Genomic DNA, 18,910 nt, shown 5'->3' on the forward strand with positions numbered 1-18,910 from the left:
TATTCAAATGTGTTGAGGAAGGGGTGTGAATAATGTTAAAATGTAGGAGTAACTACTTGAATTCTTCGTAGGTTCAGCGAAAATATCGATTTTTAATGGTTTTCGTAAAACGACGTAGAATTTAGGGATTAGCATCTCAGTCTCTTTTGGCGTCAGCTCTATCTTTTGATTTCCAATTATGACGTCGTAGCATTCCACGTCAATGGTCATCTGATCAATGACAATGCGCTCTGAGCGCGTGGTCGGTGCTGATTGGGGCTGGACTCTCTTCAATACAGCTTTTATACGCGCGACAACTTCTCGGGGCGAAAAGGGCTTCGTAATGTAATCATCGGCACCAATTTCGAGCCCAAGTATGCGATCAAACTCTTCGCCTCTCGCGCTCAGCATAATAATTGGCACTTCACTGGTTTTTCGGATTTCCCGGCATACGTCCGTTCCGGACATTTTGGGCATCATAATGTCGAGGATCACAAGGTCAAATTGTGTATCCTTTATTTTGTTCAAAGCCTCTTTCCCATCATAGGCTGATTCACACTGAATATTTTCAGCCTTCAAATATGCAGTCAGACTTTCGTGCACTGCAATATTGTCATCACAAATCAGAACTTTCGGTTGATGCTCCATACAACACACCCCTACAAAGTAACTTTTACCCTCACATTATTTTCCTAAGTGCCATTAGAATCTATGGCTGTGACGCCATTATACCATTTCTGAAAGCCCTAAATAATGTGATTGAGCCGATGGTTGTCGTACCAAAACCATCGGCTCAAATTTCAAGCTATGAAATATAATTTCCCTGCCCGTCAATAAACGTCATCTCATAATATTTTTTAGGCCTGCCCTTCGTATTTTCACGTTTTTCGTGAATAATGCCGGCATAGGCTTTCGCTTCGATCTGATTCAATATGCGGTTCGCGCCTCTGACTGTAATGGATAAACAGTTCGCCACATCTTCGGAAGACAGTTTATTGGTTCCAAGTATAGCTGCATAGGAAATGATTTTCTGAAGATTGATATTGTGAATGCCCAGCCGCTCAGACAGCTCAATGATTTCATCATTCGCCATTTCCTTGAAAGTGATGGTGCCGGATCGGTCCAGCGGCCCTGTCACCTTTTGGTCATCGCTGACAAAAAAGCTGCAGCTGCCTCGATAAGCCTTGGCCTGCCGGTTTGCTTTCTCAGCATTCTCCCTGGCTTGAAAATATTCGCGTCCGGAGCCCCACCCAATTTTTACCATGTTGCTTGTGGTTCGTTGCAAATAGGTCAAAAGCGCGCAGCTCTGAAGGTGATCAGACAGGGACAGATAGGCTTCATAAGGCATTTCAAGTTGGACATAATCCTCGATCCGCTGGCTTGTATCCACGAGTTTTTGCATCTTAAAAAAGTCTTTAAGCTTGATTTTCAAACTGGCGATTTCATCTTCAACATCATCCGAAACTGCAGCAATAGCAGCTAAAGGTGAAGGGTTAACTTCCTGATGCTCATCAGGCTCTATACTGATTCTCCCAACCACCATTTTTCGATTGTTCAGTTTTTGAATCTTTACTTCGTCCAAGAGACTCCTAATTAACTCCCTCACAGTTTCCAGTGTTGGAGTTAGAAATAAAAATTTGTTGCCTCTTGAAGTGAGCTCAGGCACAAAATGACCGTACGCCGTAATAGAGAAATCAATTTGTCCGTTTTCCCAAAGCTCAATATGGTTTTTCAGCAGCAGTCGAGTCTGTTCATAGATGGAGTCGTTCAAGCTGACAGGATAAATAGGCGGACAGAAGCGATCTTTAAACTCATCAAAAGAATCAATTCGGTTCGCAAAATCAATATAAATCCGTCTGGTGTCAATGCCAGGATTACTTAAAATAATTTTTAAGAGACCTTTATAAATGGATCCTTCGTCATCCTTGAGCACTCTGATTGGCAGCTGAGCCATCAGGTGCTCTTTTTCTATGGCTTCATATATAAAAGTACCGCTGAGAATAAACGCGTCCACGTCATATTTGTTTTGTTCATACAAAACGTCGATATCTTGAAGCGTCTCAGGAACGAAAAATTTCATCTGGCAAAGATCCTGAAACTCCTTTGCAAGCTTTTCCAAATACGATTTATGAGGGAGTGTCGTAATGACACCAATGACTGTTTTCAAGTGATAGGCCTCCCATTTTGCAGCTTATTTGAATGTTCTTGAATAGTCTTGATCACACGTGCCCTCTAAAGGGCTATGTCAAAATTTAACGCATAAGATGCTTTTAGTTAAATTATAACATACCAAATTTGATTTGCAGCCATCCTGTCAAACTTTAAAGAACGTTGTTCTTAAATTGTCCAAAATTAATTATTGACATAACAGCCCTTCGAATATATCATAATATTCGAACAGTTCTTAAATTGTCCAAAATTAAAGGAGGGTCACTATGGATCAAAATTATTTGTCTTTAGCCAACTCAACTACTCTGTTCCTCATCGTTCTCATCCCAATTATTATTGCAGTCGTCCAGGCAATACTATTCTTAAGACTTGGCTTAAGCGAAGCCAAAAATCTGGATATTCCTAAACCTACGTTAAAAAAGGTCATGATCAACAGCTCACTATTTTCAATCATCCCCTCTCTCCCAATAATTATCACGCTTGCGATCTTGATGCCTGTACTCGGAAAATACATACCATGGTTAAGATTATCCGTCATAGGGTCTGCGATCTACGAAAGCATGGCCGCGGATATGACCATAAAATCCTTCGGCCTCAGCGGATTAGGAGACATGGGCATCACCTCCTCCATCTTTGTCAGCATAGTCTGGGTCATGACCCTTGCCATCCTTGTTGGTCCAACTCTGAATATATTCCTTTTGAAATCCTATGATAAGAAACTTCGATCAATTCGAAGCTCAGGCGGTTTCCTCGCCGTTGCAACCGGAGCGCTGTTTATAGGCATGCTGTCCTTAATGGGCGTTCCACTCTTGATTAACGTTGCCAATCCCCTTGGCATTATTGCCGCAGTAACTGCAGGGGTTTCGGTTTTACTTCTCGACGGACTTGCGAAACGGACTGGAAAGAAAACCATCGGCGAATTTTCTTTTCCTTTAAGTATGATTTTGGGCATGGCGTCCACCATTGTTGCGACGAATCTTTTATAAGGGGGAACTCAAATGAACCAGTCAAACAGAAATTACGAAACTTCTTTGCATAGATTGGGCAAAATCTCGACTGCCGTCATGCTCGTCGCGTTAATCAGCGTGCCCATTGTTATGACCATGATCTTTGGCATTGAGGTCGAGGCGGATAAAACCCTTACCGCTTTCGTTGGCGCCTTCAGCCTTTTCGGGATCATAGGCGCGATTGAATTCTTCTCCTATGCCCCTATCCTCGGCGCTGGCGGCCAGTATCTTTCATTCATAACCGGCAACATAGGCAATCTTAAGCTGCCTGCAGCCCTAAGCGGCATAAAAATTGCCGGCTACGCGACCGGCTCGAAGGAATCTGAGGTCATCTCCATGATTTCAATTGCGGCATCTTCCATTATGACGACCTTGATCATTTTTATAGGGATGCTTTTCGTAGGGCAATTTCTGCCGCTCCTTCAGTCCCCATTTCTGGCGCCTGCCTTCTCAAACCTGATGCCCGCGCTTCTTGGCGCACTTGCGACACCGGTTTTCGTCAAAGATCTCCGCACAGCCTCTGTGCCGTGTCTTGCTGCCGCAGCCGTGACCTTGGCCATAGGCTATCCAATGGTGGCGCGCTACCAGGCGTTTCTGATGCCGGTCTTCCTTGTCATTGCAGTCGGTTGGAGCTTTGTCCTGTATAAAGTCAAACGCAGTACCATTCAGAGAAGCGCTGAGGAAATGAGCGAGTAAGCACATAAGCACATAAGCACTCGAGGAGGACACTATGAAGCACAAAATGATTTCAAAAGCATTATCTCATAAAGAGACTCTTGTTCGACACAGAAGATTCATCCACGAAAATGCCGAAATTCACAATGACCTGCCCATCACGACGCAATATGTCCTATCCGAATTGAAAGCCATGGGCTATGAGCCTGAAGAAATTTGTCAGTCCGGCATTGTTGCCCTCGCCGGAAAAAGAAAGGGCAAGACGTTCCTACTCAGAGCAGATATGGATGCTCTGCCGATGGTCGAAGAAAACACACTGCACTTCAAATCCAATACCGGCCATATGCACGCCTGTGGTCACGACATGCACACTGCTATGCTGCTGGGCGCGGCTCGACTGCTTAAGGAACACGAGGATGAGCTTGACGGACAGGTCAAATTGATGTTTCAGCCTGCCGAGGAAACGCTACACGGTGCGAAAGCCATGATCGATGCCGGCGTGCTTAAAAATCCAACCGTTGATGCCGCCATGATGATTCACGTGATGTCCGGTATGCCTCTGCCGAGCGGTTCCGTCCTGGTCCCGCAAGGCGGCGTGCTCTCAGCGGCCGCAGACTGGTTTAATATCAGCGTTCAGGGCAAAGGCGGCCATGGTGCAATGCCTAATACAACCGTAGATCCATTAAACGTCATCTCCCATATCCACATTGGACTTCAGGAAATCCTGTCCAGAGAAGTGGCGCCAGGCGACAATGTCGCATTGACCATTGGGCAAATGCATGGGGGCTCGACTTCCAACGTCATTCCTGACATGGCCTACCTTGCCGGAACTGCAAGAACTTTTGGTGAAGAAACCAGAAGCTATGTTAAACAGCGCATTGAAGAAATAGCCTCTGGCGTTGCGGCCACCTACAGAGCTTCTGCAGAGGTCGTCTTTGAAAGAGGCTGTCCAAGTGTCGTTGTGGACCAAAAATTGAGGGATCAGGTTTACACTTTTGCATCTGATTTGGTTGCTGCAGATCGCCTCATCGATCCGGCTGCGATTGGTTTTACTAAAATGTCCGGTTCAGAAGACTTTTCACATGTGAGCTTGGAAGTGCCTTCCATCATGGTTTCCCTTGCCGCCGGTTCACCTGAAGAAAATTACACGTTCCCAATGCATCACCCTAAGGTAATGTTCGACGAAGAGGCCCTTCATGTGGGTGCGGCACTCTATACCCACGTCGCTATGTCGTGGTTGAAACATAATAAATAACACTTCAGCCTTAGGAGGCACATCCATGTCAGCAGTAAAACTCAAAGGAACAACTTTAAAGCTGGGCGTCGTAGTCGCGTCGCTCATATGCGTCATGTTGTTCACCTTCAGCACTTTAGGGATCCATGACGTGTGGCCGGCATCCTTGTTGCTGCTCTTTTTCTTCGAAGGCGGCGCTAAGGGGGAGAAAATCAAAAGCATCTTCAGTGGTGCGACTGTGGGACTTCTGGCCGCCCTGGGTCTTTTTCACGGCGTCGAGCTGCTGGCACCCCTACTCGGCTTGCAGGCGAGCATATACTCTTTGGTGTTCCTGGCTATCTTTTTTCTTATAGTGCTTGGGGACTTGTCCCATACCCTCTTCAACAACTATGCCTTCTGCTATTTTACTGTCGCTTTGATCTTTCCGGAGCAGTCCACCCTGAAATGGTTGTTCGCATTGTATGCGGGCGGGGCGTTCCTGCTGGTCGGGGTAACCTATTTCATAAGGATGATTCACAGGACCAAGAGGCTCGGCGAGGAATCAGTCAGCGTACGGTAGACAATGTACAAAAAATGACCAGGATCAGCAATAAATTATTTGCTGGTCGTGGTCATTTAATTTTTGAGTGAAACCGGGTGTCTGACACCGAGTTTCATTTTTGAGTGAAACCGGGTGTCTGACACCGAGTTTCATTCATATTTTGTATGAAGTTCGCGTTCCGAAAATCATTACAAGTAAGAGCTTCTCAGGAGACTCAATATTCTTGAGGGTTGGCTGTAACAAATGGGTAATATCTCTATGAGATTCTGGTAGATTGCATTTGTCGCTGTGTTTTATAATTCACTATGCGTTTAGAGTAAAGAGGGCTGCTTACTCGCTGTATGCGAGCGTGTCCAAAGTTTTGTTAAAAGTTAGAATCCGGTTGTACTTTCACAATAAATCTCTTTTTTAAATAAGTAAAAGCATTATTGAATTCCCGAACCGCGAAGAATACATGTGAGAAAATACAATTAAGCTTTTTCGATATAGCACATTCTTGCTGATGAGAAAAAAATGAATCGAGATGCATGAAAGGTGTGATTTAAATGTCCAAACATTACATTTACTCGCTTTCAAGTAGAAGGTTGCACCCTTATGCAGGCAGCAAGGCAGCGAATATTCATTTTTTATTGCGTCAGGGAAAGGTAGTTCCAAATAGCTGGGTCATCATATGGACGGCCTGCGAGGATCATAAAAAGGATAGTCAGCTTACACTGAATACCCTTCGCAAAGAACTAATCAAATACATTGATCCAATGAAATTATACGCGGTACGCTCTTCTGCCTCTGTTGAAGACTCGGGTGATTTTTCTTGCGCGGGGTTATTTAAAAGCTTTCTCCAAGTACAGGAAATTGAAAACATACTTAATTCTGTTGTCACTGTTTGGGCATCCCTGGAGTCCCCAGAATTCAAGGCATATTGGAATTGCATTATGCCCGAGGGCACGGTTCCACGTATGGCCGTTATCATCCAAGAAATGGTACAGGCTCAGTTTTCCGGGGTGGTTTTCACAAAAAATCCTGTGACAGGTTTGTCTGAAACGATTATTGAGGCGGGTACAGGTCTGGGAGAATCACAAATTCAGGAACATCGAGATCCCGACCGTTGGGTGAGCAAGTGGGGAAGATGGACTCAGAAACCCTTAGAGAGTGGAATGAAGGAGTCGCTGGCTAGGGAGATCATAGAACAGGCCACCATTATTGCCAGAAAGTATCAGCGTCCAGCGGATCTGGAATGGGCATGGGATGGCAAAAAGCTATATTTCCTTCAAGTTCGCCCAATTACAAGACTGGATATTCCGGTCTATTCCAACCGGATTGCACGTGAAATGTTGCCAGGGGTTATCAAGCCTCTGGTATGGTCCATTAATACTCGACTGATTAATCCGACTTGGGTCAAAATCTTAACTAAACTTACAGGAGACCATTCATGGGAACCTGATAGCCTAACAGGTTATTTTTACAACCGTGCCTACTTCAATATGGGTATTTTTGCACGTGTGTTTGAGCGTTTGGGCATGCCGGGCGAGGCTCTGGAACTATTATTTGGTTTGGAGCAGGATGGACCGGAAAAACCCCATATGCATCCCGGTTTTGGAATCATTCCGCGATTACCACGATTAATTGTATTTGCTCTAAGTTTTATTGGTATTCATCACCGTCTCCAGCGCTTAGTCAGGAATAAAAAAAATGCCTACGAGAACCTGATCGCAAGTATGAAGACGGACCTGACACCAGAAGAATGGCTGCAAAAGGTATCTGTGATTTTTAATGAGACACAGGAAGTGGCTTACTATAATATAATTATCCCCTTGCTGGCCATGATGCACTATCAGCTGCTGGCTGCCCTTTTAAAGCAGTACGGATATGATGTTCGCATGCTGGAGCTTGAGGGCAGCAGGGAAGCTGCATTGAAATACAATCCTCAGCATACCTTACATGCGCTTCACGAGTATTATTTTGGACACTCAGGTGATGAACCGGGAGACGCTGATCCATTGTCTGCCGAACAAGAGGCGTGTTTAAAGCGGGATATAGACATGTTTTTGGAAGCTTTCGGTCATTTCAGCGACAGTGGGAACGACTGTTCCAGCATTCCATGGCGAGAAACGCCTGAACTGATCCGGCGTATGATTGCCAGACCACAGCAGGCGGTGAAAACCGTCCAAAAAACAATATGTTTTGAAGATCTGAAGATTCCTTGGATGCGACGTATAACGACGAGCATCATTTACCGGCGTACAAGTCGACTCACTGTTAGTCGTGAAGAAATCAGTTCCTTATATACCTATGGATATGGTCAATTCAGGACTTGTTTTATCAAAATTGGTGAGCAATTGGTCGCCAGGGGCATCATTGATGATCGGGAAGACATCTACTATTTACATTGGGATGAGCTGATAAAACTTTTTGAGAATCTGCAATCAGTCCCGCAGCAGGACTTGGTTTCCTCACGACAAAGGTCAATGGAGTTATACCGTAATGCTGTTTTACCGGATATGATCCTGGGTTCCGAACAGCCACCGGTGATGGATTCTGTACAGGATTCCCTACGGGGTATTCCCACATCTCTTGGTGCTTACTCAGGTCCGGCAAGAGTAATTCAAGGCATTAACGAATTTGAAAAAGTACAGGATGGGGATGTGCTGATCATTCCATTTTCGGATGTTGGCTGGACGCCTTTGTTTGCCAAAGCGGGGGCTGTCGTTTCAGAATCAGGCGGCATGTTGTCTCACAGTTCAATCGTCGCGCGGGAATACCGCATACCCGCTGTTGTATCAGTTGCGGGAGCTTGTCGTATTGAAGACGGCGTCCAAGTTTCCGTCAATGGTTACACTGGTGATGTTGTATTAATCTAAAAAGGAGGGTCGTTCCAGTGTCATCTCATTTTATCTCCTTACTTACAATCTTTTTTGGCTATCTCATTGGCTCAATATCTTTCGCCCGTCTTTCGTTTGCCATTCTAAAACCAGGTGCGGCTCCGGACTTGATTCGTACACCAACTACAGATGCTCAGGCCGAACTGGTCTCCCATTCTATAGGTGCAACCAATGTAATGATAGCCTTTGGCTCACGCTGGGGTATACTGGTTAGCGTTCTCGATGCCTTAAAAGCGTTTTTGCCTACTTTGATCATAAGGATCATGTTTCCAGAGGCACCTTATTTCCTTTTGGCAGCAACAGCGGTACTGGTTGGCCATCTTTGGCCAGTCTGGCACAAATTTTCAGGTGGGGGTGGGAATTCAAGCATCATGGGGATGATGCTAGCCATCAGTCCCGTAGGTTTACTTCTGACGCATGCAGGCGGTATGTTACTCGGGCGTATCTCCCCCATGTTTTCATTTGTCGGTGGGATTGCCCTAACCATACCCTGGTTTGCTCTGCGCAATGGTCTATATAGTCTGGAAGTGGCTTTTGCGGTCACAATCACTATCCTTTATGTGCTGGCAGAACTGCCTGAGATCATACAGCTCAGGAACTTGAAACGACAAGGTCACACCCTTGATTATGGACATGTTGTCTCATTAATGAAAAAATCAGCGAAGTCAGAAAAATCTAAGAATCGTTTCAATGATTAAGGCTCTGAACCTGAATAGACCAGCTTATTCACAAAATTGTATTTTATAATTGTTCATTTGTTGAATTTTGAAACGCAAATTGTATTTGTCACCTATCATGCAACAGCATTTGGAAAGACCTTATAAGGAACTTGAAACAATTTAAATTGAGTCTTTTTAACAACAAATAACCCACCCTATAGGTTAGATCAATCAGATCGAGCCTATAGGGCGGGTATTATTTTGCCATTATTCAGGGGTTCAAATTCCTGACCATAATTTTCCAAAACACCTCATATTTATCACAATTCCTCAATCCCCGCCTCACAAAATCCAAGTGCTCTCCAGCGACAATCGGCACATACCAAGTCAAAGGATGCCTTGTCAAAGCGCGCCTTCATCCGCTCATTGATCATTTGAACCGTATAAAGATGCCCCACCTGAAGGTCCAGAATTTGAATCACCGCACGGTCCATAGCCTGAATCCTGATTTCCGAATGGCTATTACCCGCAGTATGGCACTGCCCGTCGACGAGATGGGGGCAGGCGTCACATAGGACATCCGGCCCATCAATAACTCTCAGCTTCATTTCAGGATAAGTCCTCAGCAAATGAACAATCTCCGTCATTTGCTGGACAAACGCGTCACTGTAGCCCAGCCCCCGAAATCCCAGCCGGCACACCAAATGATGCCCTCTCAAAGCCAGCATGCCCTTCACCCCTCTTCTCCTCACTCATTCCCCGTCCACATTCCGTTGCGTCCGCACAACATAATGCGTCGCATAGGCCGCCTCAATTTTCGCGTCCCCACTCTTGCTGAATCGGAGAGGCACCTTTTTACCTTTTGTCCCCCACCGAACATACCCCGTATGAGAGGGTTTCAGCCCGGCACCATCGGCATAGTTTTTGATCTCTTTCATTATGAAAGTCATAACGCTCAAATTAGCCCTGCACACCTTTTCAAGATAAGGCACGCGCCCAAACCGCCAGTCTTCCAAATCCTTGGCCGACAGAATCCCCACGCCCAGCAAAACATCCAGCGGCGAAATCACTTTCTTTTCACTCAGAAGCTGGCTCATCACAGAGTCCAGCTTTTTCTTTAGTTCAACTCGATTCATTCTCTTCCCCGCTTCTTCTCAAATAATTCCAACCGAAGACTTTATTTTGCCGATGGTCACCCTTCCCCACACCTCGCCCCAGCAAAACTACAGCCACCCCGCCATTCTGAGCCCGGTGAGGAAAACTATCAGAACACAAGACGAAATCAGCACATACAGCCCGTTCCACTTCAGACCAACCTGCACCGGAGACCGCGATGCCAGCCCTGATAGGGTGATCACCGTCGGGGAGGTCGGCGCCAGCGTGATCCCCATGGACCAGCTGACTCCCAGCAGAAGGGCAATGTACGTTGGCGACACTCCAAAAGCTGACGCCTGTATACTTGCGCCAATAATCGTAATATGAATAATTGGGTGAACGCCCATTGCCGACAGGATGACGCTCCCGAAAATTACGACGACCGACAGCAAAAAAGCACTCTCCCCAACAAGCTTTGAAAGCACCATAGGAATATAATGACCGAGATTGGAATACGCAATGCTTTCAGCAAGCATCCCGGCACCTACAAACAGCACGATCTCGCTGCTGAGCTTTGTCAGCCGGTCTTTAAAGTAGTAGGTCTTAATGACTTTGGTTAAAACTGACAACCGGCCAATAATCTCCATCCACAGGAAAGGAAAAATCAGCGCTGCCAGGGACACAATAATGACGGTTTGGATGCCCGTCACCACCGAGATCACGGCAATGGACACCATCAGAATGACGCTGAAGGCGGCCAGTTCAACAATCTTATGAAGCTTCGCGGTTTCACTGGAAGGATTTTGGGAATCATCCTTCGAGATGACGTTCGAATGATCCTCCAAATTGCGCTCTGTATGCCGCTCTATCTCTTCATTGCCGCCTCCGAGTCCCAACACACCGAACCCGCCGCGTTCCTGGATCATGGTCATGATATAGCCAATAATGCCGCAAATCACCCCGCAGAGGATTCCCAGCGGAAAAAAACGCCCCCAGGAAGCCCCTGACAATTGAAGTACCAGGGCGACTGCGGCCGTCGTTGGCGCCCAAATCATGCAGGTCGTGAACCCCCTGCTGATCGCCGAGCTCATCAGCCTTTTATTCCGGCTGAGCTCACTGGCCTGGACGATCTCATACACAAGCGGCACGACGGCTAGATTCACCAACACCCCGACAAAGGCAGATATAAAACTCACCAACACATAATACCGACTGGTCGAATGAACATGGCTCCGAAAAAAATTCTGCAGCGCCGAATAATAGCCCCCGTACTGGATGGGAATACTCAAAATGGGCACCATGGTAAACAATGCCACCAGGTACAGGTTCCCCATAAGCGCCTGCCTCCAAACGCTCAAAGGCGCGCGGTAGATCAGTAATAACAGCATGCTGAGGCCTAAGGAAGCAAAGCCAATCACTCTGGCCACGCCCGTGACGGCCGGCAGGCTGAGCACTATAACCGCGATCATAAGCACAAAACACAGCTCGTAAACCAGTTCAGATTTCAAAAAAAGGTTGCCTAAAAATAACAATGACAGGACGAAGGTCCCCATACTTCTGATCCGTGTGATCTGTTCGGCCATGATGCCCTCCCTTCGGTTTCTTATTTTTCCGGATTATAGCTCCAGCCACCAGCCCGCTGTAGTCAAGCAGAAAAACTTCTGCCGATGGTCATCCAAACATTCCCCAACATTATATCAAAATTTGGAAGTCGCTGCACTTTTAATCCCGATCTCAGACTTGCGAAAATTGTGTGAGATGTACTTCGAATACTATGAGATCGTATATTTACATTAATTAAAATATCAAAAGTAATTTGGGTTTTCAAAATCGTAGAAAAGTGGTAAGATAAAAACAGAACACATGTTCTTTGTTTGTCAGTTCACTTCATAACCGTTTTCAAGGAGGTACAACATGACACCCATTCAACAGCTTTATTTGGAAAAGCTTCGCTCAGCCTTTGAAAACAGTGCCCTCGGAGAAGAAATGGTCTACATACTTGGCAATATGAGACGGGATCTCACCGCAGCAGAATTTCAGATGGTGATCACAACATTCCAAAACAGTCGACCTTAAAGGAGATGAACAGGCATGAAAATTGATTTCATTCACTACCCTTACGCCTTCACCAACGACGGCAAACGAATTGACGTACGAGAGATTGAAGGAAATCCTCACGTTGGCGTGGTACTGGAAGTCGTAAATGACAAATACCGCGTCAAAGGCATATCCAATGATTCAGATTGTGTCGGTGGCGTTTGTCCGATTAAGTGACTTTAATTTTAATTGCGGCTACCCTTTCAACATCACGCCATAATAAACCCAAAGAGGATCAATGACACACCCCATGTCATTGATCCTCTTTAATTTAGTCCTTTTTCTTAACCGGAATCCAAATCTCACTCCGGTACTCCGGATTACTGGTATCCGGACTCTCGTACCATAGAATTTCCGGGCCTTCTACGACCTCGTATCCCGAGGAAGGCAGCCATTCCGAGTAGATCCTCCCCCAACTATTCTGCAGCGTTTCCGGGAATGGTCCAACAGATTCGAACACCGCCCACGTACCGGCCTCGACCTTCAATTCATCAAATTCTGTTGCCTCATCCATTGAAGTCGCTACCCCAATGTAGTGATCAAGCTCGCCCTTCTCTTCCATTCTATCTTCAGAGAAATTGGCGGAAGCGCTGAGTATACCGCGTGGCTCTACATTGGAGATCAATTTAAGGCGCTTCACAATTTCCGGTGTCAATAGTCCGGTCATTTTGGTGATCTCTGGGTTGATGCCTTCGAAAACCATCGGCACCCTTCTCTTAACACCTACCAATTTAAACCATTCTTTTTCAACAATACGATAATTCATCTCGCATCCTCCTCTAATGGACAATTGAAAGGTCATTCGGGGATAAGCTTTCAAAAGCCTGCCCTCCTGCCTAGCTTCAGAAGGAAGAATGCCATGCAGAGATTGAAAAGCGCGCGAAAACGCGTCCGCTGACGTGTAGCCATATTTAACAGCTACATCCAATATTCGCAACTCTCGATCCTTCAGATCAAGAGCAGCCATCGTCAACTTTCTCCGACGAATGTATTCAGACAAGCTTATGCCTGATAAAAACGAAAACATGCGTTTGAAATGATATTCCGAGCAGTAGGCGAGTTGCGCAAGTTTGCTGTAATCCAGTTCCTCGGTTAAATGCGCTTCAATGTAGGCCATTGCATTATTCATGCGACTTAAGGAATCCACCGAACATACCTCCTTTCATCATCCATAATATCAAAGAATGCTTCGGTCCATCCGACAATCTGTGCACGATAAAATCGATCTTGAAACCGCTATTTGTTGATTTGCCTCACGCCATATAATTGAAAGGGGCATGTTCTGAGATCAACTGCGATTCATTAACGATGTTTATTCTACCGGCCCTATTTGGCCTTGCTCCTTCTCAATCAGCGCCAGCGCAAGCTTCAGAGCGGCAATGCGTCGCACAAGCAGCGTCTGCTGGGACTTGCCCATTTTTGCAAGCTCCATATTCTCACACTTTAGGAGCGTTGATAACAGGGCCCGGTGGGCTTCGCTCAATTCTTCAGCTGTATAGTCTGTCACCTTTAGTCCTCCAGTCCCCTTCAAAATTCTCAGGGCTTTCCTCATCAGCACTTTAGTGCCCTGCTGTATAGCCCATGTAAGGCCAGAGCCATTACCCTGCCGATGGTTCTTATTCTCCACACCCCGCCAAACAACTTTATCCATTTCTCAATTCTTAAAAGTCGCCAACAATGAAGTTGCTTTTGTCGAGATTAAGTGATTGCAGACTTTTCAGGTTTGCTTTACGACAATGTTCCGATAACCGATCCAGGTACGAACCCATCCAAGGATGGCAGTTGCTCACACTTCCAGATATCTTCTGACACCACTCCAGGAACGCCCATTAAGTAATGTCTTAAGTTCCGCATCTGTCAGCAAATTTTCAGAGTTCTGCTGATACGCCGCCAGCGGATACCCTGTCGGGATTACAGCAAATTTGAATTTTCCAGGTGTGAGTGCCTTTTGGGGACATCCATAGATACAGCCAAGGCAAAAATCGCAAGTTTTCCCAAACTCAGGTCTTGACGCATCAGCGACTTTGCTTTTCACCAGTCTGATATTGGACGCCGGACAATGACTTTCACACCAGCCACATTCATTGCAAGCTTCGCTGACTTGGATCCTTTTTCCGAACTGCGCCGCCCCTTTGACTTCAAGTCTTCCAAGCATCGTCACCAGTCGATCCACCAATTTCGTTGGGAGAACCAGATTGGGCTGATTTTGAAGATAGGCTCCCAGCCACTGATTCACCTTTTGCGGCAAAATCTGAATCAGGGCTTTCGAAACCTCAAAAGGCGTTGGAGACATCCAGTTGTTCGGCATAACCGCCATAGCCTCTGTCACAACGCAGTAGCCCTTCTTTACAAGCCACCGTTTCGCAGTGATGCGGCATGCGGTATTGCTCAGCATCTCACCGCCCCCTGAAACGGAGATAATCATTGCCTTTTTGCGCAGGCCAGCCACTGCAGGCTGTTCCACCAGTGCGCTTAACCATTCATAGACCAAGCTGGGCGCGTTAAATGCGTGTACAGCGTAAATCAGAATGAGGTCTTGACATGCCTCTGCCTTGCGCCTCAGATCTTCTTTCGTTGCTTTGGTTAACCTATGCATTTCCACAGAAACCCCTCGAGCGATGAGTTGGTCTCTGACTTCCTGCGCCACCAACCCGGTGCTGCCTGATCCTGTATAGTAAGTTATGAGCGTTTTCTCCATGCGTCACCTCTTTCCGTCCATTTAGCCTAAAACTTTAAGACAAAATTTCCTGCTGCAATGGCTGTAAAGCTTGCAAGAAATGGATGCTTAGTGGATCCAGTGCTTGTACTATTTATCCTTTACCATAGCCAAAGCCTTCATTTCCTTTGGCATTTTCTCTATGGCATATCTCAGCGCGGTTCGGGGCATGACATTTTTCTTAGACATCACGAAATCGAAGATCTCTTGTTGATGAACCTCACTGGCGGCTTTCAGCATCCAGCCGTAGCCTTTCTGTACCAGATCGTCCTGATCCATCAGAAGAAGGTTGGCGAGCTCCAGAATTTCCTTCAGAAATTTTCCTTTTCTCGCAGGGACAATCAGGGTCACAGCCGCAGCTCTGCGCATCCAACGATTTTCAGATGCGGTGAATACTTTCAAATCCTCCAGGTGCTCCGGATACCTTTCTATAAAGCTCCCCACAGTATGATTGCATAAAGTATCACAGGACGCCCAATTGTCCACGTAATGATGAATCCATTTTTCAAAAATCAGAAAATCACTTGGCTCATATTGCTTACGTAAAAGATAAGACCAGTGGCAGGCCACAAAGGTCTCTTCAATATACCCTGAGCGCCACAACTCTTCACACAACTCAAAGATCTCTGATTTGGATTTGGACTCGATCCTCTTATAATAAGTTTTGCTGATCTGGGTCACCGTGGCGGTCTTAACACCATAGTTTTTGATCTCTTCCTTAAAGAATTTTTGGCTTGAGGCTTTCGTTTTTTCATCCACATTTTCTTTCAGGGCATTCTGAACTTGGAAAACAATATCTTTAACCATTAGCAATAATCCCCCCAGTTGGAGCGTTGATTGGCGGTTCAGAAACCATCGGCTACAAGTGCCCTGTGCTTTGGTCTCAAGCTTTCCAGCCGGAACCGCTGACAGCAAAGATATTCATAATCATGACGAAGCTTCAAAGAGGTTTTGTGCGAATGTTTCACAGTTCTCACTCTCCACCAGTATATCAAAATAAGGAAGTCGCATCTCTTTTTTTACCCATTATCTATTAGTCCGGAAGAACGCGACTAACTAAAAAACCGCCGTTATGTTTCGCGGCGGTTTTTAATGCTAGCAGATAATGTGTCCATACCTGATACCCAGTTTAATCAGTAAATGTTTCAGTTTTCAGCGGGAAACATTTTCCTTTTTTTTCTTTAATGCATCATACTTCGCTGCCTGACCAATTCCCCAGAAAAGAACTCCCAGGCTCATCAGGAAAAATCCAACACCAATTGGTCCGGTCCAGTACAATATGACAAACCAGTCTCCCATATAAGTTCCCCCCATCTTGAATAAAGATATCAGGCGGATTGGGCAATATCTGTTCATCTGTCACAGTAATATATACCCCAAATCAGGCGGAATCCGGCACGTTTTTCTTATGCGCAAATTGGATCAGGGACTTGAAGTGAAACAAGTTGATTAAATTGGATTATTGCATCCTGATTCATCTCAGCTTTGTAATAGCCTTGATGGCTTCCAGCCCCCATACAATGACCGCTAGAAACAGAATGTAGACATAGGCTGGCATAGCGATCGCTGCCGGCAAAACCAACAGTAAGCCAATAGCCAAAGTGAGCAGGATTAGCGGCATTATGGCTTTCCGGTAGTGTCGCCCGCAATGTCTAATTAGATAAACGACCATTACTGCCAGAATAATCCCCAGAATAATCCCGTATATCATTAAATGATCCGCATCCAACAGGGTTTGCAAGTACTGGCGCTTCCTGTACACCACGTGATGGTTGACCCCAACTTTTCTATGGCTCAAGTCATCCAAAACGTAGGCGCCGGCGATACATAGCATTTGAAATGCAGTCAGCGTGTGTTGGATGAGTTTATTCGCCCGTGACATAGTCCAGTCCGGCGAGGGCCCAGCCGCACCAACCATCGGCGAAAAGGGAAATGTTTTCTATGCCCATGACCTTGGCATGCCACAGAACCTCCGCCGCTCGGTAGCCGCCGCCGCAATAGAAGGACAGGTGTTTGGCGGTGTCGATGCCCGCAGTTTCCCACATAGCCAGGATTTCGTAAGCGTTTCTCATAGTGCTGTCCAGGTTTTCATAATACAGCATGGAGCTGGAGTTTCCGACGCCGGCAAAGCCATACACCGCGCCTTCGATCCGACCAGCCATATCAAAGTAACTGTAGCCGGAGGTTTCGCCCCGGTATTCCTCTTCTGTTCGGTTATCGACCAGGACAAAGTTCGCGTCAGAGCGTTTTTCCTGGACTTCAGCGACGGTATCGATCAAGTCCGGATTTTTAGGAGCAGATGTGCCAAAATCCGCCACCGGAACTGGCTTGTTTTCAGTGGTTTCCAGTTCAAATCCCGCGTCCGTCCAACCCGTTGTGCCTCCGCTCATGACGTAGACATTGTCGACACCAAGGTATTCCAAGATTACCGCCATACGCGTCGAGAAGATAGGATTGCCGGTGGCAATCACCGTGCTCTCTGTAGTAATACCAAGGGATTTAGCGAGATTAAACAGCACTTCGTCCGTTTCCAACATATAGACGTTATTTTCATCATCAAAGTCGTCACTGTTGACGTGCAGTGCGCCTGGGACGTGGCCGCTCAGATAGCCGGACTCTTCCGGAGTTCCCCAGCTGATCTCCAGAATTTTGAGATCCTTGACGGCGCCAACTTCAGGGACTTCTTTGCCCTGAATCAGGTCATTGACGGCTGCCGGCGGGATGTACAGCTGGTAATTTGCGTAAGTCACCAACTCTTCTTTCCAGTCGGTCAAGTTGAACGTTTTTATGTTTGTGATGCCTTTTGAAGTAAAATAGGCTGCTACAGCGGTTGCGTCAGTTCCGTTCTCATCATAGACAATAACAGATGAATCCGTTTTTATATTCTTATCTGCAAGGTATTTCTGGAGGTGCTCTTCTCGCGTCATTCCGTCGAGATTATTCTGGTCATCAAAGGTGGCGGTCAGCCAGTTCGCTGAAAAATCAACAGCCCCAGCGATATGCCCACCCATTGTATTGGCGCCTGCTGCCCAACCTGCGTAAGCATCATTGGATCTGGCATCGACAACAATAACTGAACCATCCTCAATCGCAGCTGCAACCTCTTCTGCTGTTGCGACTGCAGTGCTCTCAGCCTCTGGTGCTGAATTGTTGTTTTCTGCTGGTTTGCTGCCACAGCCGACAAGCACGGCGGCCATCATGGAAATGCACAGGAATGCGATCAATAATTTTTTGCTCATGGATTTCATTTCCCCCTGATTCAACATTTAGTTTAAAATTTATTATATGTATCATGACGCAAGGCGATACCAATTAATGATATTTGGTTTTTTGGATTAATACAAATTCAAGTTTATTATAGAAAAAGTTTAATGATAGATTATTTTGTTGGGTTGGCGGGGTTGTGTAATATAGAAACATTGTGTTAGTTATGAATATCATTCACAACCAAAACGCAACAACTTGCCAGGATTGATGCTCCCTTTTGCATCAATTTCATCAATTTCTTAATTTATAAGCGTGGCGAGAACACCCGTGACTTCAGTCATGGGATGAATCGCTCATCCTTATTCGGTTTAAGTCATGATTAAGACAATATGAGTCTTGTCTGCATCCTTCATCATTAATCCATTTTTTGCGATATGGCAACAAGGGTGGTAATGAAAATACAATGAAATGACTAAATATTTTTCTTGATTTTCCCTTGATAAAGAACAAGTGTTTGGTATAATGATAGCAGGAGATTAAATTGAATCTGCGGAACGTCCTTCAATCACTTAAAATCAACGACTGTCGGTAGGGTAATGAAATAAGATGCCTGCCGCTTTTGATAGGTTTTAGTGATTTTTTTGTTTTTTGT

General features: G+C 45.8%; 20 protein-coding genes. 8 read left to right on the forward strand and 12 right to left on the reverse strand.

From position 1 onward, the window contains the following. Positions 1-3 precede the first annotated feature (3 nt). Both OEL90_RS15245 and OEL90_RS14325 read right to left on the reverse strand, forming a co-directional pair. Positions 4-627: a response regulator transcription factor gene (locus OEL90_RS15245; RefSeq protein ID WP_300689683.1), complete on the reverse strand. Its 624-nt coding sequence runs from the start codon at positions 625-627 to the stop codon at positions 4-6. 157 nt (positions 628-784) lie between these two features. Beyond that, positions 785-2,146: a transcriptional regulator gene (locus tag OEL90_RS14325; protein ID WP_300689686.1), complete on the reverse strand. Its 1,362-nt coding sequence runs from the start codon at positions 2,144-2,146 to the stop codon at positions 785-787. A 268-nt stretch (positions 2,147-2,414) separates the two neighbouring features. Between OEL90_RS14325 and OEL90_RS14330 the strand changes: the two genes are divergently transcribed. The 6 genes from OEL90_RS14330 (at position 2,415) to OEL90_RS14355 (ending at position 9,182) form a co-directional block, all read left to right on the forward strand. Next, complete coding sequence (locus OEL90_RS14330; RefSeq protein WP_300689688.1) at positions 2,415-3,134, forward strand: DUF5058 family protein; 720 nt, start codon at positions 2,415-2,417, stop codon at positions 3,132-3,134. A 12-nt stretch (positions 3,135-3,146) separates the two neighbouring features. After that, positions 3,147-3,851 (forward strand): hypothetical protein, encoded by a 705-nt coding sequence (locus tag OEL90_RS14335; protein WP_300689691.1) that lies wholly within the window; start codon positions 3,147-3,149, stop codon positions 3,849-3,851. A 34-nt stretch (positions 3,852-3,885) separates the two neighbouring features. After that, on the forward strand, positions 3,886-5,085 hold the full coding sequence (locus tag OEL90_RS14340) for a M20 metallopeptidase family protein (protein WP_300689694.1): 1,200 nt from the start codon (positions 3,886-3,888) through the stop codon (positions 5,083-5,085). 25 nt (positions 5,086-5,110) lie between these two features. After that, complete coding sequence (locus OEL90_RS14345) at positions 5,111-5,623, forward strand: hypothetical protein (protein WP_300689697.1); 513 nt, start codon at positions 5,111-5,113, stop codon at positions 5,621-5,623. Between the two features lie 527 nt (positions 5,624-6,150). Beyond that, positions 6,151-8,463: a PEP/pyruvate-binding domain-containing protein gene (locus tag OEL90_RS14350; protein WP_300689700.1), complete on the forward strand. Its 2,313-nt coding sequence runs from the start codon at positions 6,151-6,153 to the stop codon at positions 8,461-8,463. Positions 8,464-8,480: 17 nt separating this feature from the next. After that, positions 8,481-9,182, forward strand: a complete 702-nt coding sequence (locus OEL90_RS14355) for a glycerol-3-phosphate acyltransferase (RefSeq protein ID WP_300689703.1) — start codon at positions 8,481-8,483, stop codon at positions 9,180-9,182. 281 nt (positions 9,183-9,463) lie between these two features. On the opposite strand, the gene OEL90_RS14360 is transcribed toward OEL90_RS14355, so the two are convergent. The 3 genes from OEL90_RS14360 to OEL90_RS14370 all read right to left on the reverse strand — a co-directional run bounded on the left by OEL90_RS14360 (position 9,464) and on the right by OEL90_RS14370 (position 11,821). Then, on the reverse strand, positions 9,464-9,871 hold the full coding sequence (locus OEL90_RS14360; protein WP_300689705.1) for a DUF1284 domain-containing protein: 408 nt from the start codon (positions 9,869-9,871) through the stop codon (positions 9,464-9,466). Between the two features lie 24 nt (positions 9,872-9,895). Next, positions 9,896-10,279 carry a hypothetical protein gene (locus OEL90_RS14365; RefSeq protein WP_300689707.1) on the reverse strand — a complete coding sequence of 128 codons (384 nt, stop codon included), beginning with the start codon at positions 10,277-10,279 and terminating at the stop codon, positions 9,896-9,898. A gap of 87 nt (positions 10,280-10,366) precedes the next feature. Continuing rightward, on the reverse strand, positions 10,367-11,821 hold the full coding sequence (locus tag OEL90_RS14370) for a C4-dicarboxylate ABC transporter (protein WP_300689709.1): 1,455 nt from the start codon (positions 11,819-11,821) through the stop codon (positions 10,367-10,369). Positions 11,822-12,152: 331 nt separating this feature from the next. Between OEL90_RS14370 and OEL90_RS14375 the strand changes: the two genes are divergently transcribed. Together OEL90_RS14375 and OEL90_RS14380 are read left to right on the forward strand one after the other, a co-directional pair. Further along, positions 12,153-12,314: a hypothetical protein gene (locus OEL90_RS14375; protein WP_300689711.1), complete on the forward strand. Its 162-nt coding sequence runs from the start codon at positions 12,153-12,155 to the stop codon at positions 12,312-12,314. A 15-nt stretch (positions 12,315-12,329) separates the two neighbouring features. After that, on the forward strand, positions 12,330-12,512 hold the full coding sequence (locus OEL90_RS14380) for a hypothetical protein (RefSeq protein WP_291401404.1): 183 nt from the start codon (positions 12,330-12,332) through the stop codon (positions 12,510-12,512). Positions 12,513-12,606: 94 nt separating this feature from the next. On the opposite strand, the gene OEL90_RS14385 is transcribed toward OEL90_RS14380, so the two are convergent. The 7 genes from OEL90_RS14385 to OEL90_RS14415 all read right to left on the reverse strand — a co-directional run bounded on the left by OEL90_RS14385 (position 12,607) and on the right by OEL90_RS14415 (position 18,290). Further along, positions 12,607-13,482, reverse strand: a complete 876-nt coding sequence (locus tag OEL90_RS14385) for an AraC family transcriptional regulator (RefSeq protein WP_300689715.1) — start codon at positions 13,480-13,482, stop codon at positions 12,607-12,609. Positions 13,483-13,647: 165 nt separating this feature from the next. Continuing rightward, positions 13,648-13,842 carry a hypothetical protein gene (locus tag OEL90_RS14390; protein WP_300689717.1) on the reverse strand — a complete coding sequence of 65 codons (195 nt, stop codon included), beginning with the start codon at positions 13,840-13,842 and terminating at the stop codon, positions 13,648-13,650. 279 nt (positions 13,843-14,121) lie between these two features. Next, positions 14,122-15,033 carry an EFR1 family ferrodoxin gene (locus OEL90_RS14395; protein WP_300689720.1) on the reverse strand — a complete coding sequence of 304 codons (912 nt, stop codon included), beginning with the start codon at positions 15,031-15,033 and terminating at the stop codon, positions 14,122-14,124. Positions 15,034-15,141: 108 nt separating this feature from the next. Continuing rightward, positions 15,142-15,858, reverse strand: coding sequence for a DNA alkylation repair protein (locus OEL90_RS14400; RefSeq protein WP_300689723.1), 717 nt, complete (start codon positions 15,856-15,858; stop codon positions 15,142-15,144). A 345-nt stretch (positions 15,859-16,203) separates the two neighbouring features. Continuing rightward, positions 16,204-16,350, reverse strand: a complete 147-nt coding sequence (locus OEL90_RS14405; protein ID WP_291401394.1) for a hypothetical protein — start codon at positions 16,348-16,350, stop codon at positions 16,204-16,206. Between the two features lie 175 nt (positions 16,351-16,525). Further along, entirely contained in the window at positions 16,526-16,933 is a 408-nt protein-coding gene (locus tag OEL90_RS14410) for a hypothetical protein (protein WP_300689725.1), read from the reverse strand. After that, positions 16,917-18,290, reverse strand: a complete 1,374-nt coding sequence (locus tag OEL90_RS14415; RefSeq protein WP_291401390.1) for a sulfurtransferase — start codon at positions 18,288-18,290, stop codon at positions 16,917-16,919. The genes OEL90_RS14410 and OEL90_RS14415 overlap by 17 nt, the downstream gene beginning before the upstream one ends. Positions 18,291-18,910 lie beyond the last annotated feature (620 nt).

It is taken from the genome of Acidaminobacter sp. (assembly GCF_030247605.1).
Classification (GTDB): domain Bacteria; phylum Bacillota; class Clostridia; order Peptostreptococcales; family Acidaminobacteraceae; genus Acidaminobacter.